The following is a 26,084-nucleotide window of genomic DNA, read 5'->3' on the forward strand; positions in this document are numbered from 1 at the left end:
GATGCGTGGAAAAGCATAAAGGTGGGGCACCGGCAATCACTTCTGCCGGTGCCCCACCTTTTTATTGAATTATATAGACGCGATCACTCGCCGGTGCGCAGAAGGTGCTCTGCCATGGCACGAATCACGGTATCGGGAATACGCGCGTTGTCCGTGCTGTCTTCCTCGTTCATCGGGTCCGCGCCTTCCTTCGAGCCGTCCAGGCTATACAGCGAGGGGATCACGTTTCTGCCGTACTGCTTGATGATGGGAGCGGCAGCGTCCTTGGCGCGATAGCCGATCTGGGCGTCGTACAGCGCCTGATAGGCGTCATCGAGGCACCTGTCCTCGCCAAACCCAAGACGATCGGCAAACACGAGCGAAATCTCCGCGCTCCTGGGAACGTCGGCGACATGCACGCTCAGGCTCAACGTCTCGGCATCGTATTGGCTATCCGATTGTGCTGAAACACCGTCGATAAAGACTTTGGGAACGTTGTGCTCCTCGACGCCACGGAAGACAAGGGTCCAATCGCGAAGTTCCGGCAGGCACTCCTGGCTGCCAGCAGGGCTGGAGATGACCAAACGCGACCCTTTGCCGCCTTCGGCCACAGATTCGTAGCGAATCGCCGTCGTGGCCGACACCGACCCGTCATCGTGAATGCCGTCATCCTCGTACATATCGAGCGAGCCGTCAGCGCCGGGGAAAACCAGCACACGCAGATGACGCGGATTGTCAACGGAATTGATGCGGCCGTTTTCATCATCCAACGGCTGCAGCGGGACGATGGCACCGGCCTTGGCGAACACCGGCACATCCTGCAGGCCACGCCAGGCTTCAAACCTGCGACCGGCCTCTTCACTGGCCTCATACCTGCGGCCGGTGAAGAAGTCGAACCATGTTCCCTGCGGAAGCCACACGTTGGCCTTGGCCCTCTGCGCATCCCTGTCCATCGGACTGGTGATCGGCGCGGCGACGAGCTCGGTGCCGAACCTGAACTCGTCCGGCACGCTGTACGCTTCGATGTTCTCCGGGCTCTGCCAATACATCGGCTCGACCAGAGGACGGCCTTGCGTATGCGCACGCCAGTTCATGGTGTACAGGTAGGGAATGAGCTCCTGCCGCAAACGCAAGGCTTTAGTCATCGCCTGCCTGGTCTCGGTGCGGAAGTTCCACGGTTCCTTGCCGTTGAACGAGGACGCCGTGGAGTGCAGACGGGTGATCGGGCTGAATGTGCCCAACTGGTACCAGCGCGCCTGCAGCTCTTCGTCGCGGTAGCCGAACATGTGCCCGCCGATGTCGTGGCTCCACCAGCCGTAGCCGATGTTACTGGCCGTCGCAGTGAAATAAGGTTGGAATTGCAACGATTTCCAGGTGACGATCGTGTCGCCGGAGAAACCGACCGGGTAACGATGGGAACCGGGGCCGGCAAAACGCGAGAACGTCAGCGGCCAGCGGCCATCACGACCGGAATCAAGGTAATGCATATGGTTCAGCATCCAGAGCGGATCCAGGCCCTTTTGCCTGCACGCTCCGCCTTGCTGCCAGTCCAGCCACCAGAAATCCACACCTTCGTCTTCCAGCTTGTGATGCAGATTGAAATAGACCTGCATGAACTTCGGGCTTGTCAGATCGAAGCTGACCGGCATACCGCTATTCTTGTCGATGCCCATGCTCTCAGCGACCTCAGGGTATTGGTCTTCGAACGCGCGGATGCCGTCGCGGGGATGGATGTTCAGCGTCGTCTTTATCCCGCGCTTGTGCAGCCCGGAAAGGAAGCGGGGCGGGTCGGGGAAGAGCTTGCGGTTCCACGAATAGCCGGTCCAGCCGGAGCCGTACTTCGGGTCGATGTCGTCGACGCGATGCCAATCCATATCGATGACCGCCGTGGTGAACGGTAGCCCTTCCCGATCGAAACGATCCATAAGCGACAAATACTCGGACTCGGAATACTTGTGGTAGCGGCTCCACCAGTTGCCCAGCACAAAGCGGGGAAGCAGCGGGGTCTCGCCGGTAAGCCTGTAATAATCGGCGACCGCGTCGATATAGCGGTGGCCGTATGCGAAGACGTAAATATCAATGCCGCCGTGCTCGCGGGGCTGGATCCAAGTCTTGAACGGATTCTTCTGCCCGCGCACTTCGGGCATGTCGACGATGAGATTCGACTTCGAATCGTCCATCACCGCCCAGCCGTCGCGGGAGATCACACCGGTGCCCAGAGGAACCGCGCCGTCGGCACCGTCAAGGGTGCGCGCGGTTCCACCCAGGTTGCCGCGCTGCACCTCGCCGTAGTTCCACGTATTCGACTGGGAATAGCGGACGCCTTTCGCGACGACGCTCAGCCCCTCCTTGCTGAAGGGACCCATGTCGTAGGTGAGGCTCAGGTGCGGGGTGTCGACGACAAGCTGGCCGTCGATGACGGTCTGCGTGAATTGCGGTTTGGCACCCCAGTTTCGGTTGACGACAACCTGCGTGGCGTCGTCCTCGAATTCACCCTGCTCCTGCCATTCCAAGCGAAGCAGCGAATCCGTAATGATGCCTATCCTCCATTGGTCGCCTTGAATGACGCAGGCCGGATCCATGGCGGGATTCGTCCTTAGTTGCGGGAACGCCGACATACACAATCTCCTTTAAAAAGCCGAGATAAACAAGAACCATTGTAAAACAGGATAATGACAGCGCTTGCAGAAATCTTGCGAAACTGTAAGGTGTAAATCAATTTACATTGATTTTCCGGCATTATTGCTTTTGCGAACGCTTGCGGGATATTTTACCCAATCATAAACAAACGTATCAAGCTATGCCACTTACCGATCGGCTTATGTACCGCAAATTCCAGAACGGCCGCCCTGCCTGCCTCCAGCCGTCAAATCGCGTAAACGGCGCCGCAGCATATAATTAAAGGAAAAACAACAGCAAGGCGAAATATGGCAGCAGACATACAGACAGTCGCCAAGACCGCGGGAGTTTCGATTTCCACCGTCTCGCGCACGTTCACCAAGCCGGAGCTTGTCGCGCCACGGACGCGGGAAAAAGTGACGCGAACGGCCGAAAGACTTGGTTTCCACATCTCCCGTTCCGCGGCGGCGCTCAAAAGCGGGCAGACCATGCGCATCGCCCTGCTCACCAGCGACGGAGTGTCGACCTGGTTCGACGCGCACGCCTTTGCGGGCCTTGATTCGGTGTTCCATCCGGCAGGGTATGACGTTTCGGTTTACACGATGACCACCACCGACGAGCGCCGCGATTTCTTCATGAACCTTCCGGTACGCCGCAATGTCGACGCGGTCATCGTCGATTCATTCGACATCGATCCGGAAGAGGTCAAACGCCTCAAAACCATGCACGTACCGATTGTCGGCATCAATGTGCCCTCTTCGGCAGGCTTCGATGCGACCGTCGGTATTGACGACAAAGGCGCCATGCACACCGCCGTCGACCATCTGGCCGCACTCGGACATCGCGACATCGGCTATATCGGGCAGGCCAATCATCGCCAACTTCGCTACAGCGCCGAATCGCGTCTGCAAGGGTTTGCCGACGCCTGCCGCGAACACTCTGACGTGCGTCCGCAAATATTATTGTTCGATTCCGATAGCCATTTCGTCGACAACGCCATCAACGGCATCCTGACCGCCAAGCCGCGCCTGACTGCGGTCTGCATCATCAAAGACGAGCTCGCCCTGCCCATCGTCTACCGGCTGCACCAGTACGGACGTGAGGTGCCGCGCGATTTGTCGGTGGTCGGATTCGACGATATCGAGCTCGCCGGGCAGATCGGCCTGACCACTCTGCACCAGAATCCATATCGGCTCGGCGTGGAAGCGGCGCGCAAAACCCTGCTCGCGATGGGCAATAAGTCCGGCGAAGGCTTGGCCGATGCGGATTCCGCGGCTGCTGACAACTCAGGCGGGACGGAACCCGAACCCACAACCTACGACTTAAAGGATTCGGCTTCTACAAATACGGACGAATCGGGCAGAAACGGCATAAGCAGAATCAAGACCGACTCCGGAGCAACGGACGACGACAACCACTACACCGTTTTCGATGTGCCGCTGATGCTGCGCAACACGACGGCACCGCCAACGGTTTCCGATGGTCGCGCAACTGCTCAATCGACGACAGATGAGAACTCGGCCCCGTCGGCGTATTCGCCCCTTCGCCCCACCGTGAAAACGTCTTCATACGCCTACGTGCCCACGCCCGCTTATCGCGGCAAGGCGTAAGCTACGAAACACCGCGGCCCGTTCGCATACGTTCATGTTTTGCTCTATACTGGCAACGTGGTCAATAGCATGATTTATTTTAATCTTTAAGATATATAATCACAATAATTACAAATATGATAACGTTGTCAAAACAAAGGCTATTCAACAATACCGATACGCTACCCACGCAACCGGTGAAAGGAAATCATGACCGCTAACAACATGCGCGACGACTGGTGGAAGCAGGCCGTCGTCTATCAGGTCTATCCACGCAGCTTCAAGGACGTCAACGGCGACGGGCTGGGCGACATCGCCGGCATCACCGAAAAGATGGATTATCTGAAAGACCTGGGCGTGGACGCAATCTGGCTTTCGCCCTTCTACCCCTCCGATCTGGCCGACGGCGGCTACGACGTGATCGACTACCGCAACGTCGACCCACGCCTCGGAACGATGGACGACTTCGACAAGATGGTCGCCGCGGCGCATGGCTCCGGCATCAAGGTGATCGTCGACATCGTACCGAACCACACCTCCAACAAGCACCGCTTCTTTAAGGAAGCTTTGAAGGCCGGACGCGGATCGGCCGCCCGCGACCGCTATATCTTCCGCGAGGGGCGCGGCAAGAACGGCGAACTGCCGCCAAACGACTGGCAGTCGCTTTTCGGCGGCCCGGCTTGGGAACGTGTCGATGACGGCCAGTGGTACTTCCATATCTTCGCGCGCGAACAGCCGGACGTGAACTGGGAGAACCCCGATATCCATGAGGAATTCAAGAAGACGTTCCGCTTCTGGAGCGACCATGGCACCGACGGATTCCGCATCGACGTGGCCCACGGCCTGGCCAAAGACTTCGAAAGCAAATCCCTGGAAGAGCTCGGCCGCGAATACGCCGTGCAGGGCGATGGTTACAACGATGAAGACAACCCGATGTGGGATCGCCCGGAAGTCCACGACATCTATAAGGAATGGCGTCAGGTCTTCAACGAGTACAACCCGCCGCGTTTCGCCGTCGCCGAGGCCTGGGTGCGCCCGGAACACCAGCATCTTTACGCCTCCACCGACGAGCTCGGCCAGGTCTTCAATTTCGAGTTCGCCAAGGCACGCTGGAACGTGAACGACATGCGCAAGGCCATCACCGAAGGCCTCGAGAATGCCGCCCTCACCAACGGATCGACCTCGACTTGGGTGATGAGCAACCATGACATCATACGCAACGCCACCCGTTACGCCCTGCCGCAGGTCAACGGGCAGATCGGCAAGGACTGGCTGCTGCGCGACGGCAAGACCTACACCGAAAACCGTGAGCTTGGCACACGCCGTGCCCGTGCCGCCGTCCTGATGGAGATGGGCCTGCCGGGCTCCGTCTACATCTACCAAGGCGAGGAATTGGGGCTTTTCGAGGTGTCCGACATTCCGTGGGACAGGCTTGAGGATCCGACGCCGTTCCGTACCAGCAAAGCCGCCAGCGACAAGGGCCGTGACGGTTGCCGCGTTCCGCTGCCGTGGATCGCGGGCGACGAACCCAAGCCGGCTTCCTGGAGCCAGGACGGAACTTTCGGCGAGGGAGCCTCGTTCGGTTTCTCCCCCGCCACCAAGGCCGACGGCAAGCCTGCCGCCGATCCGCACCTGCCGCAGCCTCTGTGGTTCAAGGACTTTGCCGCCGATAAGGAAGCCAAGGACCCGACTTCGATGCTGACGCTGTACCGCTCGGCGCTGAAGGATCGCGCCGAAATGCTCACCGTGACCGGCGACCACGACAGCCTCGACTGGCTCAACATGGGCGGCGACGTCATCGCCTACACGCGCCCGGCCATCTCCAACGGTTCGCCGGCCACGTTCGCCAGCGTCACCAATTTCGGCGCGGCTCCGGTCGCGTTGCCAAAGGGACGCATCGTCATGACGTCGGCCGAACTCGACGCCGACGGCGGCCTGCCGCAGGATGCGAGCGCCTGGATGTTGCTTGACAAGTAACAAGTAATACAAAAGTGCTCTGGACCAATAACTTCCGTCCAGAGCACTTTTTTATATGTTTGTCTTGTCGCTACTTACGCGACAAGGCGTTTTCTTCATTGTTAAACGTCATAGCCTCACACGTTCCAGCGGACGATGACGGGATCGCCTTTGTAGTAGCCCAGAACGGAGTGATGGGCCGTGTCGAAACGCAGCAGACGACCGGAATGCGGGTCGACGCGAAGCCACTGGGTGGTGACGATGCGCAGGATATGGGCGTGAGCGACGAGCAGGACGTTGTGGCCAGCCAGAATCAGCGGAGTCACCTTGGCGATGACCCGACGGGCACGCGCGGCGGCCTGGTCAACGGTTTCTCCCACTCCGTCATGTACATCCACCGTGATGCCCTCGTCAAGCGTGCAAGTCCAATCGCCTTGCATTTTGGCTGGTAACTTCTCGGGGCCTTCGTCCCATACGCACCAATCGTGGCCGAGCACATCGCTGACTTCCTCACGCTTGCGGCCTTCGGCGGGACCGTAATCCCACTCCTGCAAATCGTCAAGCGTCTGAAAATCCGAATAACCCGCCAATTGTGCGGTTTCGCTGGCACGATGCAGAGGGCTGGAGAAAATATGACCAGGTCCGAAACCCTCCGGAAAGGCCTCACGTAATCGTTTTCCACCGGCCATCGCCTGCCGCCGCCCCTCTTCGTTCAACGGCACATCCGTATGCCCGGTATATTGCCCACTGACACTCCACGCGGTCTGACCGTGACGCAACAGCACCAAGTAACCGGGTTTCGAGGCATCCTCGCCTGAAGTAAGATAATCACTCATACCGCCACTGTAACCCAGACTACGCACGTCGGCAAAACAGAGGACAGTCACGGACAGTGCGCCGTCTATCATGGAGACATGCACGCACGTCACAGCAAAAACGCGGTGAAAGAAGCCGACAAGGAAGCCGCCAAACATCCCGGCATGCCGGAATGGGATTCCTTCATGCCTTCGGTCTCGGCTAAAACAGATTCCACAGACCAAGTGCCGTCTTCTGAAGCCTTTTCGGATTCACCATCGTCGTCACCGTCATCGATTCCAACGAGTCCGACAGGTCCGACTACTCCACCGACTTCATCATCCGCCGACCGCATCGTCGAAAGCCTCCATCGCGTCGACCAGAAAGTAGAAACCATGCGTCAGAACCGTTTGCAAGACCCAGATACATTGGGTGACAAAATCGTCAAAATCGTACTGCCTACTGTTCTGGGAGCGCTGGCCGGCAAGATATTCAAAACCATTTGGGACAGCCAGGTCACCAACCGGCGCAAAGCGGCGGGGGACACCGCCGAGGACGCCCAGCAGCAAGGGTTCATTGCAAGCGTCATTTTCGCGGCCGCCTCGGCGGCGTTCGGTTCCGTCATCTCCACGCTGGGCACGCGAGGCTCCAACGCGCTGGTCACCCGCCGTCAAAACCGACGCAGCGGAAAGTAACCACTGAAAACGCGGCGCAGGCAGGACGCCAACAGGCACGCGCCAATCATCGGTTATCGAACGGTTTCACGCATACGGCATCGGAAAACTGAAAACCGCTCATCCGCAGCTGCTTTGTGAGTCGCTTTCTGCATCTGAACCGGCTTATGCGAGAAAACGTTCACCAGGGCATGGTTTTCAGATACTATTTATCAATTTATAAATAGACGTCAAAATCACGTTTATCGCATGACTCAGAGTGAAAAAACGTTACCATATTTCGCCAGTTTCTGCGAGAATATGGCTATGACCGAATCATCAGACAATCTCCGCACCAACGAAACCATCGAAACGCTGCTCAACCGCCGTTCCATCCGCAAGTTCAAGCCGGACGCAATCGACGAGCAAACCATTGCCACCCTGGAAACCGTGGCACAGCACGCCGCATCCAGCCAATATTTGCAGGACTGGTCGGCCATTCGCGTCGAGGATCAGCGGCTCAAGGATGCCATCGTCGAAATCAGCCATCAGACCTATGTGGGCGAGGCCCCGCTGCTGTATCTGTTTGTCGCCGACGAGCACCGCAACGCCGCCATCGCCCAGCGCAAGGGCGTCGACGTCCACTCCGACGAATTCACCCTGAACTCCAGCTATCGCTTCACCCAAGCCCAGAACGACGCCGCATTTGCGCTGCACGCCATGGAGACGGCCGCGTATTCCCTCGGTTTGGGCTGCGTGATCCTCGGTTCCGTGCTCAACAACCCGCGCAAGCTCATCGAACTGCTGCACCTGCCCGAATTCACCTACCCGGTGCTGGGACTCGCCATCGGCAAGCCGGACCAGTCGCCGACCCTGAAGCCGCGTATGGAACGAGACGACCAATTCTTCGTCGACCGCTATCCCGCCGACGACGAGCAGCTGCTCCACGGACTTGATGAATTCGACGCCACCGTCCATAAGTATTACGATTTGCGCAACACTTCCCGTCCGGTGGACGCGTTCAGCGACCAAATCGCCAATAATTCCGTCGATCCCGGCGTTCTCGATCGTTGTGTCGAACCGGTTGCCAAAGACCAAGGCTTCCGCTTGGACCACTGAACCTAATTCGATTCCTAAAAGTGCCCTTTCTTGTACTAGTGCCGAGAAAGGGCACTTTGCACAAATGCATTGGCATGTTTCGACATTCTCCATAGAAACATGCACTTCACGAGATTCAACCGGCACTTTTCTAACGCCGGTGTCAAAAACATACACGTTGAAAACGCCTAATCGCACCTTTTCGACAGCGATGACGGAAAAGTGCACTGTATACAGATTCGTGACTTTATATATGAAGAGACGTTAGCTATCGCCGACGGGGCTTGAAACCACGTTTGCGGGAATGGTGTTTGGCACGCTGCGCCGCGGCCTGGGCGCTGACGCCGCGCAGGAACTGTTCCTCTTTGGGATCGTGGTGCGTCAAGTGCCAACCGCCGCAATAGTCACACCGATAGACCCACAGCTCGGCATCACGCTCGATGAAGGCCTGCCGGGCGGCGCGCTCGGCCTGAGCCTTGTCGTGGTAGATGATCTTGCGCGAGCTGGCGCAACGTTTCGGGGTGAAATAATGCACGTAACCACCCTATCAACGCGGGATTACAGCAGGCCGAACGCTTCTCGGCACGGGTGTATGCAAATGCAGGAAACCGTTCACCGAGAAGATACAAATGAACGGTTTTCAGTATTTACAGATACGAATTTACGGCAGATCGTTGCCGGCGGCGACGTAGAGGTCGTACCATTCCTGAGCGCTGATCTCGACGTCAGCTCCGGCCATCATCTCCCGCAAGCGGCTCGGGGTCATCGAACCGAGCAGCACCTGCATCTTGGCCGGATGACGCAGAATCCACGCCACGGCAATGGCATTCTTCGCCACGCCGTGTGCATCTGCCACGCGCTGGAGCACCTTATTGAGCTCAGGGAACTTGGGATTGTCGATGAAAACGCCCTCAAAGAAACCAAACTGGAACGGACTCCACGCCTGAATAGTCATTTTCTTGAGGCGCGAGTAGCTGATCAGCCCGCCGTCATGATCGACGCTCGGCGCGTCCTGCATATTGACATGAAACTCCTGCTGCACCATGCCGGTGTGGCCAAGCCCAAATTGCAACTGGTTGACCTCAAGCTTCTCGTCCAGCGCACTTTGCAACATTTCGACCTGCATCGGGTTCACATTGCTGACACCGAAATGACGCACCTTGCCACTTGATTGCAGCTCATTGAACGCCTCGGCCAGCCCATCAAGATCAACGAGTGTATCGGGGCGGTGAAGGAGCACGAAATCGACATAGTCGGTCTGCAGATTCTTCAACTCACTGTCGAGCGCAGCGACCAAATGTTTTTTGGAAAAATCGTAACGAGTGATCTTGTCGCTCGCCGGATCACGGTAAATGCCAAACTTCGTCTGCACATAGATCTTGCTGCGGTCAACGCCGACGTCCTTGAGCGCCCAGCCAAGCCGTCTGCTGCTCTCGCCGGCCGTATAGCAATCCGCGGTATCGAAAAAGTTGACGCCGCCGTCCAACGCTGTACGGACAACGGCTTTCGCCTCGTCCGCGCTTTTCGCGTTCATGCGCATCGCTCCCAAGGCGACACGCGAGGCTTTCACGCCCGACGTTCCGAGTTCACTATATTTCATTATTACCTGTACCTTCCTTGGTTTTCCACCGATAACCCCAGTCTAGGGCGTGACCGCGAAATGCGATTTTCCAATAGTTGAGGTGCTGGTTTCATACATTTTCCGACCGTTCAAATCGTAAATATTGCGAAAATCCGACCATTCAACCTGAAGGCTTGCAATTTTGCAACCGCATGTCAATCAGCTCGATATTCTATGCCCGTTCGACGCCACAAATGCATAAGAACGTTCAAGACAGACACCACGATAAGATATGAGCATACGAAAAACAATGAGCGCAGATAATGCGAGAGGCAATTGGAACATGACCAATAGCAACAAGACAAACAGCAACGATAGGGCAAACGAAAGCAACAGCGCGAAGGCGATACGTGTTGAGGACGTTCGTGGGTACAGCGAAAACTACAACACGGGGAACGCAGCGCGAGCCAACCACGTCGCAGCGAACGCGGCGGTCGAGAACGGTGTGCTCAAGGCGGCAACCAGCTACGAGGGCGCGCGCGAGCTGACACACGATTTTTCGATCGAGCTCAAGCAGGGCACCATCACCAACCAGCGGCAAAGCGGGCGCTGCTGGATGTTCGCCTCGCTCAACACCCTGCGCTATGAGCTGATGCACCGGTGGAAGCTGGAGGATTTCGAATTCTCCGAAACCTATCTGTTCTTCTGGGACAAGTTCGAGAAGGCGAACACCTATTTGGAGAATGTGCTCGCCACACTTGATGAGTCCACAGACAGCCGGACGTTCGAGGCGATCAACAGCTATCCGGTCGATGACGGCGGATGGTGGCAGATGTTCGTCAACCTGGTCAACAAATACGGGCTGGTACCGAAATCGGCATATCCGGAATCCGCAAATTCCAAGAATTCCGACGCGTTCACACAATATCTGACCACAAAGTTGCACCGGTTCGCGATTCAATTGCGTAAGAATCACAAAGATGGCATGGCCATGGACGAACTGCGGAAACTCAAAAAGCAGTATATGGAAGACGTCTATCGCATCTGCGCCATTTCGCTGGGAGAACCGCCGACCAAGTTCGATTGGCGAGCCCGCGTCAAAGACAGCGATAATGACGAAAACGGCAACGACGGCAAAGCCAGACAGGACAAGGCATCTTCCAAGGATTCTGGACGTTCAGACAAGCCCGGCAATCGAGGCGGAAACGAAACTTCTGATGATGCCGACGCCGAAACCGTTGCAAACCCATCCATCGCCAGCGACCCTGCCATAAGCGCAACAGTCGAAAGCGCAGGCAATAAGGCTGAAAAATCGATGCAGGGAGAACCCGGCATCGACGAACGCAAGCAGATCGTGGAGCACGACATCACGCCGCTCGAGTTCTACCACAAGTATGTGCCGGTGGACGTCAATGATTTCGTAACCGTTTGCAACAATCCCATGGAAACGCGCCCGTTCTACACCCATTTCCAGCTCAAATATTCGACCAATGTGGTTGAAACCGGCAACCTTGATTTCGTCAACGTGCCGATCGACGTGCTGCGTCGGTCTGCGGTGGAGCAGGTGAAAGCCGGACACCCAATCTGGTTCGCCTGCGATTGCATGCAATACAGCCTGCGCGACAGCGGCTACTTCAGCAAAAAAGTCGTACGCGTCGATGAGCTGTTCGGTACCGATTTCAGCATCGACAAGGCAAACGGCCTCGAATACGGCGATTACCCGAGCAACCATGCCATGACCATCACCGGCGTGAACCTTGACGAGGACGGCAATCCAAACCGTTGGAAAATCGAGAACAGCTGGGGCAAGGAGAATGGCAAGGACGGTTATTACGTGGCTGACGGCGAATGGTTCGACCAGTTCGTCAGCGAGGTCATCATCCGCAAGGAATTCCTGGACGATAAGACGCTCAAAGCCTCGACGGACAAGCCAGTTGTGCTTGAGCCGTGGGAAGCACTCAGCGCTCGTTGCGACTGAGATCCTAAAACGTGCGAACTGAGTCCACTTAAGGAGTCGACTTGCACACAACAGATTTGGCCAGTACTACAGACTGTGCCAATTTCGCTGCGCCAATTCCGCAATAAGACCAACACTGCAGAAAACCAGCGGGGCCATTACAATCAGAAAACCTGTTTTACGAACAGAACCAGCACGCGCAAACAGAGCCACCGCTCATCGAAACATCTAAGAAAAGAGATGCCCGGCGGAGAGAAAGCCGCCGGGCGAGAGAAGAGAGAAGAAGGTTCAATTATGGGATTCAAAGAAGAATCTCGTCAGCAGTTTAACTGCTGACATCTCTAATATAACAACATCTTCCTTGGAGAAACGATGCGCGCAACTCAAAGAAGCCTGTGAAAACTGTAATGATTTTGTAACAATAAAGCTTGGACATGTGACTGCAGGCACTTTTCCATGCAACAAACAAACAAATCACACTCATCTATACGATAAACAACGCAGCAAAACAGATCTACGTCCGGACACCACAGCTTCAAAAGCTCAGCTCAAAGCACAAACCCCGCCGTTGACACACATCACGGCGGGGTTTGCTTTCTATCGTTATTCGTATATCCCTATTGCGATACCAAAGATTATCGAAGAGCGTTTACTCGGACTTCTCTTCTTCCTTTGCCAGCTTTTCCTTGGCCTCTTCGAAACGCTTGGCCTCGGCCTCCTTGCGGGCAGCGAGATCGGCTTCGAAGCGAGCCAGCTCTTCGCCGACGGCCTCTTTCGGAATCTTCTGGAAGATGGGCGAAGGCTTGGGAATCGGGGTGCCGACGATAAGCGGCTCGCTCTGCCACGGATGCACAGTGCGGCCAAGCTTGTAGTCTCCGGTGATAATCGGATACTTGAAACCGGGCTTGTCGAGATCCTCGACCTCTTCGATACGCGGCAATGGCGAGAACGTGCCCACACCGCCAAGCGCCTCCCAGACCTTCTGCGCGGAATGCGGCAGGAATGGGGCAAGCAGGTGGTTCGCGTCGGAAACGGCCTGCGCGCAGATGTGCAGCACAGTGCCGAGGCGCTTCGGGTCGTCCTTGATCTTCCACGGCTCGACCGCGGAGATGTACTTGTTGATGTCACCAACGACCTTCATGGCCTCGTTAAGGGCGTTCTTCTGGTGATGGTGCTCGATAAGTCCGCCAACCTCATCGAAAGCGGTGGCCGTCTCCTCGAGCAACGCACGGTCCTCGGCGGTCATCGAGTCTTCATCAAGCTCCGGAATTTCCCCGAAGTCCTTGTACATGAGGTTGGCGACGCGGTTGACCAGGTTGCCCCAGCTGGACGCAAGCTCTTCATTGTTGTGACGAACGAACTCGGACCACGTGAAGTCGGCGTCGGAAGTCTCCGGGCCGGCCACAGAAATGTAATACCGAACGGCGTCAACGGGATAGCGCGCCAGAATGTCTTTGACATAGATGACGATGCCGCGCGATGAGCTGAACTTCTTGCCTTCCATCGTCATGAACTCGCTGGCCACGACCTGCTCGGGCAGGTTGAGCTTGCCGTATTCACCAGGCTCGCCGCCCTTGGAGCCCTCGCCGTCGTAGGCGAGTATCTCGGAAGGCCAGATCTGGGAATGGAAGGTGATGTTGTCTTTGCCCATGAAGTAATAAGCCGGGGACTTCGGGTCGTTCCACCACTTCTTCCATGCCTCCGGGTCGCCTTTGCGGCGGGCCCATTCGATGGAGGCGGACAAATACCCGATGACCGCATCGAACCAGACGTAGAGTTTTTTGTTGGGGTTGTCGATCCAACCGTCGACCGGCACGGGGATGCCCCAATCGATGTCGCGGGTAATGGCACGCGGCTTGACTTCCTTGAACAGGCCCAGCGAGAAGTTGATGACGTTGGTACGCCAGCCCTTGCGGGTCTTCAGCCACGCGAGGTTCGCCTCCGCGAGTGCCGGCAAATCGAGGAAGAAGTGCTCGGTCTCCTTGAAATTCGGGGTCTCGCCGTTGATCTTGGAAACCGGGTTGATCAGTTCGTCCGGGTCAAGTTCGTTGCCGCAGTTGTCGCACTGGTCGCCGCGAGCGCCGTCGGCCCCGCAGATCGGGCAAGTGCCCTCGATATAACGGTCTGGCAGGGTACGGCCGGTGGAAGGCGAAATCGCGACCTTCTGCGTCCCTTTATATATGTAACCGTTCTTGAGGCACTGCTTGAACAGCTCCTGCACGACGTGCTCATGATTGCCCGTCGTGGTGCGGGTGAAGAGATCGTAGCTCAGGCCGAGATCGCAAAGATCCTTGGCAATGACGCGGTTGTAGCGATTTGCCAGCTCCTGCGGGCTCACACCCTCCTTGTCCGCCTCAACCAGAATCGGGGTGCCATGCTCGTCGGTGCCGGAAACCATCAGGACATCATTGCCCTTCATGCGCTCGTAGCGCGCATACACGTCGGAGGGCACGCCGAAACCAGCCACGTGTCCGATATGGCGCGGGCCGTTCGCGTACGGCCATGCAACGTTCACCAAAATATGAGTCATAACTACTGATTATTGGGCCCAGCGGGGACAGCCCGCGATATTTCCTTAAAGATTGTCAATGGAATTGAGACGATCAGTGAAACAAGCCGACTTGTTGACCGTGTCGTCCACAATTTTCAAAGTCGAGTCGCCAGTTATCCACATGTCCACTTTTTGCAATTTTCGATTTGCCGAGGCTATGGTGACCTATCTATATTGCAGACATGAACGCTACAACAACCACACAGCACACCGACCACGCCAGCACCCGCCAAACCGCGAACGCAGGCAACCATCTTGGCACCGGCCGACCGCCGCCAAACACCAAGTCACACGCAAGCCAAGGCAAAAGCACAGGCAGACCCGGCATCCTAGGTCGAAAGCAACGCAATCGCAAAGCCGTCACTTTCGGCAACAAGAACAATCAAAACAAGCGCTTCGAGCCGAACACGCTAAATCCCGTCGATCATAGCGCCCCAGGAAATATCGGCAACGCCAGCACGAATACAGTGCCCGCACCCGTCAATCGGACCATGCCGATGCTCATGAGCTACCGTGACTTGCCCGGACCTTTAAGCATGAACCGTCTCGACGATTTTGGCGCGGTACGTCGCCTCGACGATATCAACGCCTACCTCGCCGAATATTCCGACACGCTTTTCGGCAGGGGCATCATCATGACCAAAGTCGTGCCAAGTCAATGCATCGCCTGCGGTCGCACCGCCCTGTGGGTGTGGATGAGCGGCAGATTCCCCGACGTCATCGACATCATCTCCGGATCGCACTTCCGCTCGATGGTCTACGGCCGGCCGATCAAGACGTACAATCGCTGCGTCCCCGATGGACAAATAAGCACCATCGCCGGGCTGAAAGTGACCTCGCCGACCAGAACGGCCTGCGACATCGCACTGATGAGCAGCGCCACCATACCCGACAGACGCCGCGCAGAGCTGACCTGCGCCATCATGGAGGAATATCATATCGATTCCTCACAATGCCTTGAAATATTGGAAAAGAACCATTTCTGGCCGAACGTGCCACAGGCACGGCAATTTTTCAAAGCGGTTCAGTATTGCCTGTGAACGCGACCGGCAAATCGTGAAGCGGATACAGGCCATAAACACAAGCGTTTCTCACATTCGTCCGCAAATCCGCATGAAACCGTTACTGAACAGCCGCAAACGAACGATTTCTCACATAAACCAGAAAAGATGCCGGAAAACGCTTGCTGGACGACCATAGACAAACGGCTTCTGGCAGCAAGCCGTAAATCTGCATGAAGCCGTTCGCCAAGTATCTGCAAACGTGCAAACCGGCAGCACACAGATCGGCGATTATGCCCACCAATGGAATTGGACAGACAAGGTGGTTATCATAGTGTAATTACGCTAATGCCTATGGGTTGAGTTGTAGTGCGCATTGAAAGGACGGCCTCGTCATGTCATCACCAGCAAATCAGGGAGAAAACCAAAATGCTGGACGCTCGAAACACGTCTCACATGGTGTACACCCGATTCAAAGTGTGAAACATGTAATGCACATTGGTTCCAGTTCCCAGCCAAACGAAGCCAGCGAACCACAAATGCAGAAGATCCACGTCCGCCGCCAGTTCCTGCGCGAAAAGGACATCACCGTCGTTCAGGAAAAGACATTGAAACAGGCCATCGCCGGCACCGTGGTCGGCAATTTCATGGAATGGTACGATTTCGGCATCTACGGCTACCTTGCGGTGACGATGGCGAGCGTTTTCACCAGCGGCCTGCCGAAAAGCATGAGCCTTATCGTGATGCTTTTGGGCTTCGCGGTAAGCTTCCTCGTCCGGCCTTTGGGCGGCATCATTCTCGGCCCGCTCGGCGACCGCGTTGGGCGGCAGAAGGTACTGTTCCTGACGATGGGCATGATGGTGGTCTCCACCGCGCTCATCGGCATTTTGCCGACCAGCAAGCAGATCGGCGTGTGGGCCATCGTGCCGCTTTACGCGCTGCAGATGGTGCAGGGCTTCTCGACCGGCGGCGAATACTCCGGCGCGACCACCTACATCTCCGAATTCTCACCCGATCGCAAGCGCGGCTTCTACAGCGCCTGGCTTGATATGGGCTCCTACATCGGCTCGGCGTTCGGCGCCGCGATGGTGGCCATCACCACCACCATCGCCGAGAACGGCTGGGGTGTGAACGCCATGGTCAACGGCGGCTGGCGCATCCCCTATCTGCTGACCATTCCGCTGGGAATCCTCGCGATGGCGCTGCGTACGCACATCCCCGAAACCCCGCAGTTCGCGGCGCACCAAGAGCGCCAGCAGGAAGAGCAAGAGCATTGGTCGCACGAGGCGCAGGAGGCCGCGTGGAGGCAGGAATCGCCTTGGGACCGCCCCGGCACGATGCTCTACGTCATCAAGCGCCACTGGCGTCGTCTCTTGATAGCCGTCGCCATCGTCGCAGCCACCAACACCGCCGGCTACGTGCTCACCAGCTACATGCCGACCTACCTGCGCGAGGAAGTCGGCACCACGCCGACCATGGCTGCCGCCGCAACGGTGCCGGTGCTCATCATCATGGCGCTGTGCCTGCCGCTGATCGGCCACCTTTCCGACATCATCGGCCGCAAGCCGATTTACGGCATCGCCGTGATTTCGACCTTCATCCTGGTCTACCCCGCCTTCCAGCTGCTGCATCACGGCACGTTCTGGTCGATTCAGGCCGCATTGGCGATGATCGCCTTCCCCGTGGCCTTCTACGCGGGCGTCTCCGCAAGCACGCTGCCGGCCCTCTTCCCCACCGAATCCCGCTTCTCGGGCATGGGCCTTTCCTATAACTTCGCGGTTTCCTTGTTCGGCGGCACCACACCGCTGGTCTCGCAGGCGCTGATCACCTTCACCGGCAACCACGACGCCCCCGGCTTCTACATCATGTTCTTCGCCATCTTCAGCGGCATCGCCGCCATCGTGATGCGCGAATCCTCCAAGTCGCCGCTGCCCGGTTCCATGCCGACGGTAGGCAGCGAGGAGGAGGCGCACGAGCTCGTGCTGACCCAGGAACAGAACCCGAACCTCGACACCAGCACGATGCCGATGCCGATGATCACCGTGGAGATCCCGGTGGGCCAGACGCTCCCGCAGCGCCCTGAAAACATCAAGCCAGTCGTTCACGATGATGACAAGAAAACCAAGGAATCGGCCTCGAAATCGGACTCGGGCAAACCAACCGAAGCGTCTGAATCCCATTCAGATAAATCCGCCAGCGACGATTCGGGAAAAGACAAGGACTGAAGCCTCATATACCCAAATCGTCATTCCTGAACTGAACGTTGACTTGACACTTAACTGAAACCCACTGACCAATATGCCAAGTTAAGTGCCAAGCTCACGGCCAATCCTCGCTAATACCATACAGGAAAACCGCAAAATTCCAACGTTCACCGAACTCGACGCTTGACTTACCATCTACTGACCAATATGCCAAGAAAACGGTAAGTTCAAATCAATAATTGCCAGCAATAATAGCGAAGCCGTTGAGCGCGCAAATTTCGATGCGGCAAACGGCTTCTCATATCGATTCAAAGACTTGTCGTCATAAGTGACGCGCAAAACTAATCCTCATAACACAGCCTTAGGCGACCAGCGTGGAGAACTGGCTGTTGTAGAGGTCGGCGTAGAAGCCGCCCTTCTTCAAGAGCTCGTCGTGGGTGCCGCGCTCGACGATGTCGCCGTGGTTCATCACCAGGATCATGTCGGCGTCCTTGATGGTCGAGAGGCGGTGCGCGATCACGAAACTCGTGCGGCCCACGGTCAGGTCGTCCATTGCCTTCTGGATCAGCTCCTCGGTGCGGGTGTCGACCGACGAAGTGGCCTCGTCCAAAATCAGGATCGGCGCGTTCTGCACCATCGCACGGGCGATCGTCAGCAACTGGCGCTGGCCCTGCGAAAGCGAGGAATTGTCGTCGAGCACGGTGTCGTAGCCCTGCGGCAGCGAGCGCACGTAATGATCAAGACCGACGGCCTTGCACGCGTCCTCAATCTGCTGGTCGGTGACGCCCTTCTTCGCGTAGGCGACGTTCTCCTTGACCGTGCCGCGGAAGACCCACGTGTCCTGCAGCACCATCGAGAACTGCTGGTGAACGTTGGAGCGCGGGACCGTGGAGGTGTCGATGCCGTCGATGTACATGGCGCCGCTGTCGATGTCGTAGAAGCGCATCAGCAAATTGACCATGGTGGATTTGCCGGCACCGGTCGGGCCGACGATGGCGATTTTCTGGCCGGCCTTGACGGACGCCGAGAAATCGTGGATGATCGGCTTGCCGGGCTCATAGCCGAAGCTGACGTCCTTGAACTCGACGTCGCCACGCACGCGGGTGGGCTTGCCGGTCTTCGGGTCGCGGCCGAGCAGCGCGGGCTTGGCGCTCTCGTCGCTCATCTCGGGCTCCTCGAGGAAGCCGAAGACACGCTCGGATGCTGCGGCGCAACGCTGCAGGTTCTGGAAGGCCTGCGCGAACTGGGAAAGCGGCTGGGTGAAGAGGCGGACGTACATCATGAAGGCCACGATGACGCCGAATTCGATCTTGCCGTTGATGGCGAGCGCGCCGCCGACGATGCAGACCGCGACGAAGCTCAGGTTGCCGATCATGTTCATCATCGGATTCATCAGCCCCGAGAGGAACTGGCTCTTCCATGCGGAATCGTAGAGGTCGTTATTGTACTTCTCGAAGCGGCGGATGGAGTCGGCCTCGCCGTTGTAGGCCTTGACGACGATATGGCCGGAGTACATCTCCTCGACGTGGCCGTTGACGTCGCCGAGCGCGATCTGCTGCCGGGCGAAGTACTTCTGCGAGAAGTGCATGATGAGCATCATGATGACCACGCCCAAAACGGAGATGGCGATCGCGCACAGCGTCATGATGACGTTGTTGTAGAACATCATGATCAGCGACCCGATAAAGAGCGTGGTCGAGGTGATCAGCATGCCCAGCGATTGGCCCAGCGTCTGGCCGATGGCGTCGACATCGTTGGTGATGCGCGAGAGCACGTCGCCGTAGCTGGTGTGGTCGAAGTACTTGAGCGGCAGCTTGTTGATCTTGTCGGAGATCGACTTGCGCAGGTTCTGGCCGATGCGCTGGGTGACGGTGGCCATCATCCAGTGCTGTGCGTAGCCCAGGATGGCGTAGCCGGCGTAGAGGCCGACCAGAAGCCAGGCGATACGCGTGACCTCGCCCATATCGACCGCGCCCATCACGGGCTTGCCGTGCACCAAGGCAGGCAGACCCTTGGCGATGGCGTTGGTCATGTTCTTCAATTGGTCCGGCCCGATGATCTGGCAGATGGTGCCGGCCGCGCCCAAAACGAGCGCGATGATGATGACGGGCAGGTATTTGCGGCAGTAACGCACCAGTTTGAGCATCACTCCGCCGAAATCGGCCGGCTTCTCGACCGGCCCCCTCATTCTTGGCATTTTGGCTACTTTCCTATAAATCTAACGTTTTGTTTGCTTTGCTAATCGGTTTGGCCGATTCCGGAACGGCGGAGGGCGAATACTTTATTGCGATACTCCTTGATATTTATTGACATATCGCAATTTCGCAACATTCCCGCCGCCCCATACTGTGTATTACGCGGCGAGCTCGTCGGGGCTCAGCTGGGACTCGGCGATCTCCTTGTAGACCTTGCAGGTCTTGAGCAGTTCCTTGTGCGTCCCCTTGCCTACGACCTTGCCGTCGTCAAGCACGACGATGGTGTCGGCGTCCATGATCGTACCCACGCGCTGGGCGACGATGAGCTTGGTGGAATCGGCGGCGTCCTTCTTCAGGGCATCGCGCACCGCACGGTCCGTCTTGAAATCGAGCGCGCTGAACGAGTCATCGAAGACCATGATTTCGGGATGGCGGTAGACGGCGCGGGCGATGGAGAGCCGCTGCTTCTGGCCGCCGGAGACGTTGGAGCCGCTCTGCGCGATAGGCGCGTCGTACTCGCCGTCCATGCGTTCCACGAACTCATCGGCCTGGGCGACCTCGCTGGACTCGCGGACGTTGGCCATCTGCTCGGGCGTCAATTCGTCGCGCTTGTCCTCGCCGGCGATCAACGCCAGTTCGCGCTTGCGACCCTTGGCGGTGGAGGTATCGGCCACCTCGACGGTTTCGGCGTCGCCGGGCCGGTCGCCATAGCTCACGTTGGACGCCACGGTGCCCTTGAACATCACCGACTGCTGCGGCACGTAACCGATCTTGTCGCGCAGGTCCTTGATGTCGTAATCCTTCACGTTCACACCGTCGACCAGCACCTCGCCCTCGGTGGTGTCGTAGAAACGCGGCACGAGGTTCACGAGCGTAGATTTGCCGGAACCGGTGGAGCCGATAAAAGCGACAGTCTGGCCCTTCTTGGCCGTGAAGTTGATGTCTTTGAGCATTTCGTCGCGGGTTCCGGGGTAAGCGAAACCGACGTTGCGGAACTCGACGGTACCGGTTTCACCGGGCTTGCCAACCTTGAGCGTTCCGGATTTGATGGACGGTTCGGTATCGAGGACTTCCAGCACGCGTTGGGCGGAAACGTCGGCGCGCGGCCAGAGCACGAAGACCATGCTTAAGAGGAGGAAGGCCATGATGACCTGCATCGCGTAGCTGGAGAAGACGACCATGTTCGAGAAGTCGGTGAGTTTGGTGGCCGGCAGCGCCGCGGCCTTGATGAGGTAGGCGCCGATCCAGTAGATCGCCAGCCCCAGGCCGTTCATTACGCTGGACATGACAGGGTTCATCGCGGCCATCGCACGGGTGGTGAAGAGCTGGGTGTTGGTCAAATCGGCGTTCACCTTGGCGAACTTGTTTTCCTGATAATCCTCGGCGTTATAGGCGCGGACGACGCGCAGGCCGGTCAGGTTCTCGCGGGCGACGGCGTTGATGTTATCGGTCAGGCGCTGCATCGAGCGGAACTTCGGCATCACCAAAGTCATGATGACGATGACGAAGACCATCATGATGGCGGTGGCGACCGCCGTGGCGACCGTCCACTCGAAGCCCTTGCCGGCGATCTTGAAGATGGCCCAGACGGCCATGATCGGCGCGCGAAAGACCAGCAAGACGCCCATGGTGATGAACATCTGGATCTGCGTGATGTCGTTGGTGGAGCGGGTGATGAGCGACGGCGTGGAGAACTTGCTCATTTCGGCCGGACCGAAGGACTCGACCTTGCGGAACTCAAGCGAGCGCAGACGCTGGCTGAACGAAGCGCCGATACGGGCCATGAAATAGCCTACGGCAATGGCGCAGAGCACCGAACCCAAGGAAACGAGCAGCATCTTGCCGCCCTCTTTCCATATATCGATCATCTTGCTGCCCGGCGTCTCGACCAGCGCCGTCACTCTGGACATGTAGTCCGGCAGCTTCAGGTCGAAAAAGACCTGCCCTGCGATGAACGCAAGGCTCAGCAGCATCTGCCCGATCTCCGTTTTGGAGAGATATTTGCTGATGCGAAGCATGAATCCCCTTCCGTTTTTTAGTTAGCCCCGGAATCATAATTACCGAGCACCCATAATGATTAACGATGTTAAATATTTTGTTGACTGAACGTACAATACTCGTGGCTGCTGGATTGTGTCTGCTTTTCACCCAACGCGTAGGAATCCGCGCGTGACGCATATCGCTACTGCTTACCGGCCGATTCGCGTTTGGCGGCGAAGGCTGCGTTCACCTCTTCGGCGGTGGGCCTGGGGGCACCGGGCTTGCACACCGACATATAGGTCATGAATTCCTGTGAAAGATCAACGAATTCACGGGTACGGCGCTCCCCCATCTGCGAGAAGATCCAGCGGATAACCGAATCAATGTCGTCGCGGTCGCGCTTGGCCTGCTCGGTGCCTTTCGGCGTCAGCGAGACCAGGATATTGCGTCGGTCATGGTCATCGATTTTCCGCGTGACATAGCCCTTTTTCTCCATGGCACCGAGCAGCGCCGAAATCCTGCCGGAACTGGCGTGCAAGGCCTCGGCGAGCCGCGAAGGGGTCTGGGTGCCGTGCTTGAGCAGGTGCCGCAGCACGAATGGTTCGCCTTTGCCTGCGCCTTCGACCTGATGCCACATGGCCGATTTGTTGCTGTGCACCTCGTCACGCAGCACCTGCAGCGCTTCCTGTTCAAATCCCATGACCGTTCCGTTTCTCTGGTTCGTGCGTACGCAATACTAACACCCATCAATAACTAACACTATTAGTATTTTACTAAAAGTGAAGAACACCATATCTTTTATATTTTTTGTAAGAATTCGACAGCAATAAAAGACATCTGTAATAACCAGCAACGTTATATAAGAGCCTTCGCGGAACGAGAGCAACAATACACGTCCAAAACCTGCGTCAAAGCAATCTGCCACATGGCACATAACCCAGCATATAAGGTCACTTGCAATCAGAACGGCGAGATTGAAACTCTTGCTACGCCACTGCCAACGACTCCGGGCTTAGTCCCAGGCACACATTCCGACCTATGACCCGAAACCATGGCCCTTCCTGCCAAAAGGCAATAAAAACCGTCCGCTGCATAAAGCAACGGACGGCAGGCGCCTACGCTATTCAGAAGCGCTAACGCGAAGAAGTTTTGATAAACCTCAATCAGGCCTTTGCAGCCGGACGAAGATCAGCGTGATGGCGCTTCAGATACTCGCCAACAGCTTCGCGAATGAGCGCGGAAGGACGAATCTCCTCATCAGCCGCACCCGAAAGAACCCAGTCAGCCAACTCTGACGTCGCCCGAACGCACCACGTACGCTCCTGAAGCTGACGAACTCCATGCTGTGCCTTAACTGCCTTAGCCATTTCCTACCTCCGTTTTTCGTGACAATCTGTGTTACAGATAGCTTTATTGTATCACCTTTCCAGAATACCGGAACGGCTTTCGATTCATTTGTGAACCAGCTATCATTGCACAAACTACATCAATGTAAAAATTTCTTACATCAATACTGTATTAAGGTAATACAGATTTTTCGTTTGTCAATCCGTATTTCAAGTTTTTACTATGTTTTTCACAATTAGTTTTGGATAACTTGTATCACAAAACCGATATTTACAACGAATCCGACCCTTACAAATCTGCTTAAAACCTTTCAATACCGTTTCAAGCCTGTAGTGGAACCGGCACAAATACGAAACTGTCGGCTTAATCAAACGTTACACAGAAAATATGTTTGATGCGGCCGACAGTTTTTATTTCAGACTAAAAGCTCAGCTTGCTTCCCACGGTAGTGAATCAGGCTATATCCGCCGAACGCAACCAGCCAGATCAACCCCGAGACGGCAGAACCGCGAGTATCAGCGGAAATGAATAACGTGCAATAAATAAACACGAAAAAGAGAATCGTCAGCGTATTCGTGAACTTGTACGCCGGCATCACGAAGCCGTCCGGGTCGAAATCGGCGGACTGACGGTAACGCTGGTGGGCGATCATCGTCAGGATATAGACGAAGAGGATCACCGCGCTGGACGCCGAGGAGAAGAGCACGAAAACATTGGAAATCTTGGGAATCGCGTTGATAATCGGCGAAAGCAGGATAAAGCAGGCGGAAACCACGATGGCGCGCGCCGGAACCCTGTGCGAGGAGACGACCCCGACCTTGCGGATGATGGGCGACTTGGAGACCTCGGCCAGCTGGAAGAGGTGACGGCCCGCGGAATACAGTAGCGAGTTGAGCGCGGAGGACGCGGCGGTGATGACCACGAAGAAGACCAGCGCCGAAGCCCAGTTGAGGCCCGCGTATTGGAAGACCATGATAAACGGGGAGGCGAATGAGCCGTCCTTGTTCGGCTTGAACGTGCGCCACGGAACGATGAGCATGATGGCGATAAGCGCGCCGACGTAGAAGATCAGGATTCGCATGATAATCTCATTGATGGCCTTGGGCAACACCTTGCGTGGGTTCTTGGTCTCGGAGACGGTGACACCGACGAACTCGATCATTTCGTAGGCGAAGAAGACCATCTGGAAGCTCATCAGGAAGGCCATCCAGCCGTTCGGAGCCATCGAAAGCCCGTTGAAGATATTGTCGAATCCGGCGTGGCCAGCGGGGCTTGGGTGATCGAGGCCGTGGATTTGGACGGACGGATAGTGGTAACCGATGACGACCATCACCACGGCGGTGGCGATCAACGCGACGATCAGGGTGATCTTGATCATCGAGAACCAGAACTCCGTCTCGCCGAACGCCTTGACCGCAATCAGGTTGATGGTTACAAGGACCGCGAGGAAGCAGATCTCGACGAGCCACTGCCAATGGCGCAGATCGAAGCCGAAGGTATCGAAGAACGTAACGAAATACGTGCCGACGGCGGTGATCTCGGTCAAGCCCAGGAGCACAAGGACGATCCAGTAGGTCCAGCCGGCGAAATGGCCCCAGCCTGCGCCGAGATAGCGACCGATGAAGTTGATGAACGTATGCTGGTCCGGATCGTGATACATCAGCTCGCCGATGGCGCGCATCAACAGGAACATCATCACGCCGACGAGGATGTAGACGAGGATGATGCTCGGGCCGGTCAGCGCGATGGACTTGCCGGAACCAAGGAAGAGGCCGGTGCCGATCGTACCGCCGATAGCAATGAACTGGACATGACGGTTACTCAGGCCACGCTCAAGTTGGTTGGTCTTCTCGCCGACGCTGCCGCCATTCGGTTTGGACGCATCCGCCGAACCTGCCACCTTTGCCGACGCGCCGTTCGCAGCTTTGAGATCGGCATTGGCATTGGTTGTGGCATTGCTGCCTTCATCAATTTTTGTCATGATCTTCCCTTCATGTCTTGCTGCAAACTCGCGCAATAGTGAATAGCGTACGCTGCAGGAGATAACAGTAAGGTTTCAATGGCCGCTTTATGGAATTTGTCGCATAAAAAACGCTAACAAATAATAGAAAATATCGAAAATAATTAAACAGAATTTAGTAAGCTACCTAACATTTCGCCATTTGTCACTTATTTTTAGGGCTCATTGCGAAAGTTTTAATACGTGTCTCATAAAGTGACCCTTGCAGCATTGGAATGGCCATTTGTATCACGTTACAGGCAAACCGAAAGTCTCGTCACAGATGATTTAGACACATAACAATAAGGTCACGTTAGTTGCGTCGAAAACCGCTTGCGGACGAAAACAGAAATACAGTGAATCGAAAACGAAACAAACGAAATGCGAGCGAATCAGAAAACAGAAACGCTAGCGGAAGCGGCAATGCCCTTGCCAAATACCGAGCCCATTAACGCAAATATCCTTTTACCCCCTTACACTTCGAGACGTTGGGGAAATTTTCAAACGAACCGCGCATTCAACCGCCAGTCACGGTCAAACGGTCTACAGATTCATTCCCATCGAAAGTTATCGTACCAAAGGATGCGATACGCAATACAC

Annotated in this window: 17 protein-coding genes; 7 read left to right on the forward strand and 10 right to left on the reverse strand. The window is 56.6% G+C overall.

Annotated elements, in window-relative coordinates; all coding sequences use genetic code 11:
- Positions 1–83 precede the first annotated feature (83 nt).
- A complete protein-coding gene (locus tag PT275_RS07135; protein WP_277153707.1) occupies positions 84–2,597 on the reverse strand; it encodes a TIM-barrel domain-containing protein in 2,514 nt (837 codons plus the stop codon).
- Positions 2,598–2,906: 309 nt separating this feature from the next.
- On the opposite strand from PT275_RS07135, the gene PT275_RS07140 reads away from it, so the two are divergent.
- Together PT275_RS07140 and PT275_RS07145 are read left to right on the forward strand one after the other, a co-directional pair.
- Positions 2,907–4,208: a LacI family DNA-binding transcriptional regulator gene (locus tag PT275_RS07140; protein WP_277153708.1), complete on the forward strand. Its 1,302-nt coding sequence runs from the start codon at positions 2,907–2,909 to the stop codon at positions 4,206–4,208.
- Positions 4,209–4,397: 189 nt separating this feature from the next.
- Positions 4,398–6,164 (forward strand): glycoside hydrolase family 13 protein, encoded by a 1,767-nt coding sequence (locus PT275_RS07145; RefSeq protein ID WP_277153709.1) that lies wholly within the window; start codon positions 4,398–4,400, stop codon positions 6,162–6,164.
- 116 nt (positions 6,165–6,280) lie between these two features.
- On the opposite strand, the gene PT275_RS07150 is transcribed toward PT275_RS07145, so the two are convergent.
- Positions 6,281–6,979, reverse strand: coding sequence for a histidine phosphatase family protein (locus PT275_RS07150; protein ID WP_277153710.1), 699 nt, complete (start codon positions 6,977–6,979; stop codon positions 6,281–6,283).
- A gap of 78 nt (positions 6,980–7,057) precedes the next feature.
- Here PT275_RS07150 and PT275_RS07155 point away from each other — a divergent pair, with 78 nt between their 5' ends.
- Positions 7,058–7,633, forward strand: a complete 576-nt coding sequence (locus tag PT275_RS07155) for a DUF4235 domain-containing protein (protein WP_277153711.1) — start codon at positions 7,058–7,060, stop codon at positions 7,631–7,633.
- 285 nt (positions 7,634–7,918) lie between these two features.
- Positions 7,919–8,710, forward strand: coding sequence for a nitroreductase family protein (locus tag PT275_RS07160; protein WP_277153712.1), 792 nt, complete (start codon positions 7,919–7,921; stop codon positions 8,708–8,710).
- A gap of 247 nt (positions 8,711–8,957) precedes the next feature.
- Here PT275_RS07160 and PT275_RS07165 read toward each other — a convergent pair whose 3' ends face one another.
- Entirely contained in the window at positions 8,958–9,224 is a 267-nt protein-coding gene (locus PT275_RS07165) for a hypothetical protein (protein ID WP_277153713.1), read from the reverse strand.
- A 126-nt stretch (positions 9,225–9,350) separates the two neighbouring features.
- Positions 9,351–10,289, reverse strand: a complete 939-nt coding sequence (locus PT275_RS07170; protein WP_277153714.1) for an aldo/keto reductase — start codon at positions 10,287–10,289, stop codon at positions 9,351–9,353.
- A 304-nt stretch (positions 10,290–10,593) separates the two neighbouring features.
- Between PT275_RS07170 and PT275_RS07175 the strand changes: the two genes are divergently transcribed.
- A complete protein-coding gene (locus PT275_RS07175) occupies positions 10,594–12,228 on the forward strand; it encodes a C1 family peptidase (protein ID WP_277153877.1) in 1,635 nt (544 codons plus the stop codon).
- Between the two features lie 628 nt (positions 12,229–12,856).
- Here PT275_RS07175 and metG read toward each other — a convergent pair.
- Positions 12,857–14,737 (reverse strand): methionine--tRNA ligase, encoded by a 1,881-nt coding sequence (gene metG, locus PT275_RS07180; protein ID WP_277153715.1) that lies wholly within the window; start codon positions 14,735–14,737, stop codon positions 12,857–12,859.
- A 203-nt stretch (positions 14,738–14,940) separates the two neighbouring features.
- Here metG and PT275_RS07185 point away from each other — a divergent pair, with 203 nt between their 5' ends.
- Both PT275_RS07185 and PT275_RS07190 read left to right on the forward strand, forming a co-directional pair.
- Positions 14,941–15,798, forward strand: coding sequence for a hypothetical protein (locus PT275_RS07185; RefSeq protein ID WP_277153716.1), 858 nt, complete (start codon positions 14,941–14,943; stop codon positions 15,796–15,798).
- A 356-nt stretch (positions 15,799–16,154) separates the two neighbouring features.
- Positions 16,155–17,984, forward strand: coding sequence for an MFS transporter (locus PT275_RS07190; protein WP_277153717.1), 1,830 nt, complete (start codon positions 16,155–16,157; stop codon positions 17,982–17,984).
- A 340-nt stretch (positions 17,985–18,324) separates the two neighbouring features.
- Here the strand turns inward: PT275_RS07190 and PT275_RS07195 are convergent, their stop codons facing one another.
- From PT275_RS07195 to PT275_RS07215, 5 genes are all read right to left on the reverse strand, one after another.
- A complete protein-coding gene (locus PT275_RS07195; protein ID WP_277153718.1) occupies positions 18,325–20,160 on the reverse strand; it encodes an ABC transporter ATP-binding protein in 1,836 nt (611 codons plus the stop codon).
- A gap of 156 nt (positions 20,161–20,316) precedes the next feature.
- A complete protein-coding gene (locus PT275_RS07200; protein WP_277153719.1) occupies positions 20,317–22,176 on the reverse strand; it encodes an ABC transporter ATP-binding protein in 1,860 nt (619 codons plus the stop codon).
- A gap of 164 nt (positions 22,177–22,340) precedes the next feature.
- Positions 22,341–22,838 (reverse strand): transcriptional regulator, encoded by a 498-nt coding sequence (locus tag PT275_RS07205; RefSeq protein WP_277153720.1) that lies wholly within the window; start codon positions 22,836–22,838, stop codon positions 22,341–22,343.
- A 463-nt stretch (positions 22,839–23,301) separates the two neighbouring features.
- On the reverse strand, positions 23,302–23,505 hold the full coding sequence (locus tag PT275_RS07210) for a hypothetical protein (RefSeq protein WP_277153721.1): 204 nt from the start codon (positions 23,503–23,505) through the stop codon (positions 23,302–23,304).
- Positions 23,506–23,900: 395 nt separating this feature from the next.
- The gene (locus PT275_RS07215) at positions 23,901–25,466 is read right to left on the reverse strand and encodes an amino acid permease (protein WP_277153722.1); all 1,566 of its coding nucleotides are present in this window, start codon (positions 25,464–25,466) and stop codon (positions 23,901–23,903) included.
- Between the last annotated feature and the right edge of the window lie 618 nt (positions 25,467–26,084).

Source organism: Bifidobacterium sp. ESL0745 (assembly GCF_029433335.1).
GTDB lineage: Bacteria > Actinomycetota > Actinomycetes > Actinomycetales > Bifidobacteriaceae > Bifidobacterium.

Excerpts from the sequence above, each read along its gene's own strand:
- PT275_RS07135 (WP_277153707.1), bottom strand. The coding sequence starts at position 2,597 with ATGTCGGCGTTCCCGCAACTAAGGACGAATCCCGCCATGGATCCGGCC.
- PT275_RS07140 (WP_277153708.1), top strand. The coding sequence starts at position 2,907 with ATGGCAGCAGACATACAGACAGTCGCCAAGACCGCGGGAGTTTCGATT.
- PT275_RS07145 (WP_277153709.1), top strand. The coding sequence starts at position 4,398 with ATGACCGCTAACAACATGCGCGACGACTGGTGGAAGCAGGCCGTCGTC.
- PT275_RS07150 (WP_277153710.1), bottom strand. The coding sequence starts at position 6,979 with ATGAGTGATTATCTTACTTCAGGCGAGGATGCCTCGAAACCCGGTTAC.
- PT275_RS07155 (WP_277153711.1), top strand. The coding sequence starts at position 7,058 with ATGCACGCACGTCACAGCAAAAACGCGGTGAAAGAAGCCGACAAGGAA.
- PT275_RS07160 (WP_277153712.1), top strand. The coding sequence starts at position 7,919 with ATGACCGAATCATCAGACAATCTCCGCACCAACGAAACCATCGAAACG.
- PT275_RS07170 (WP_277153714.1), bottom strand. The coding sequence starts at position 10,289 with ATGAAATATAGTGAACTCGGAACGTCGGGCGTGAAAGCCTCGCGTGTC.
- PT275_RS07175 (WP_277153877.1), top strand. The coding sequence starts at position 10,594 with ATGACCAATAGCAACAAGACAAACAGCAACGATAGGGCAAACGAAAGC.
- metG (WP_277153715.1), bottom strand. The coding sequence starts at position 14,737 with ATGACTCATATTTTGGTGAACGTTGCATGGCCGTACGCGAACGGCCCG.
- PT275_RS07185 (WP_277153716.1), top strand. The coding sequence starts at position 14,941 with ATGAACGCTACAACAACCACACAGCACACCGACCACGCCAGCACCCGC.
- PT275_RS07190 (WP_277153717.1), top strand. The coding sequence starts at position 16,155 with ATGTCATCACCAGCAAATCAGGGAGAAAACCAAAATGCTGGACGCTCG.
- PT275_RS07195 (WP_277153718.1), bottom strand. The coding sequence starts at position 20,160 with ATGCCAAGAATGAGGGGGCCGGTCGAGAAGCCGGCCGATTTCGGCGGA.
- PT275_RS07200 (WP_277153719.1), bottom strand. The coding sequence starts at position 22,176 with ATGCTTCGCATCAGCAAATATCTCTCCAAAACGGAGATCGGGCAGATG.
- PT275_RS07205 (WP_277153720.1), bottom strand. The coding sequence starts at position 22,838 with ATGGGATTTGAACAGGAAGCGCTGCAGGTGCTGCGTGACGAGGTGCAC.
- PT275_RS07210 (WP_277153721.1), bottom strand. The coding sequence starts at position 23,505 with ATGGCTAAGGCAGTTAAGGCACAGCATGGAGTTCGTCAGCTTCAGGAG.
- PT275_RS07215 (WP_277153722.1), bottom strand. The coding sequence starts at position 25,466 with ATGACAAAAATTGATGAAGGCAGCAATGCCACAACCAATGCCAATGCC.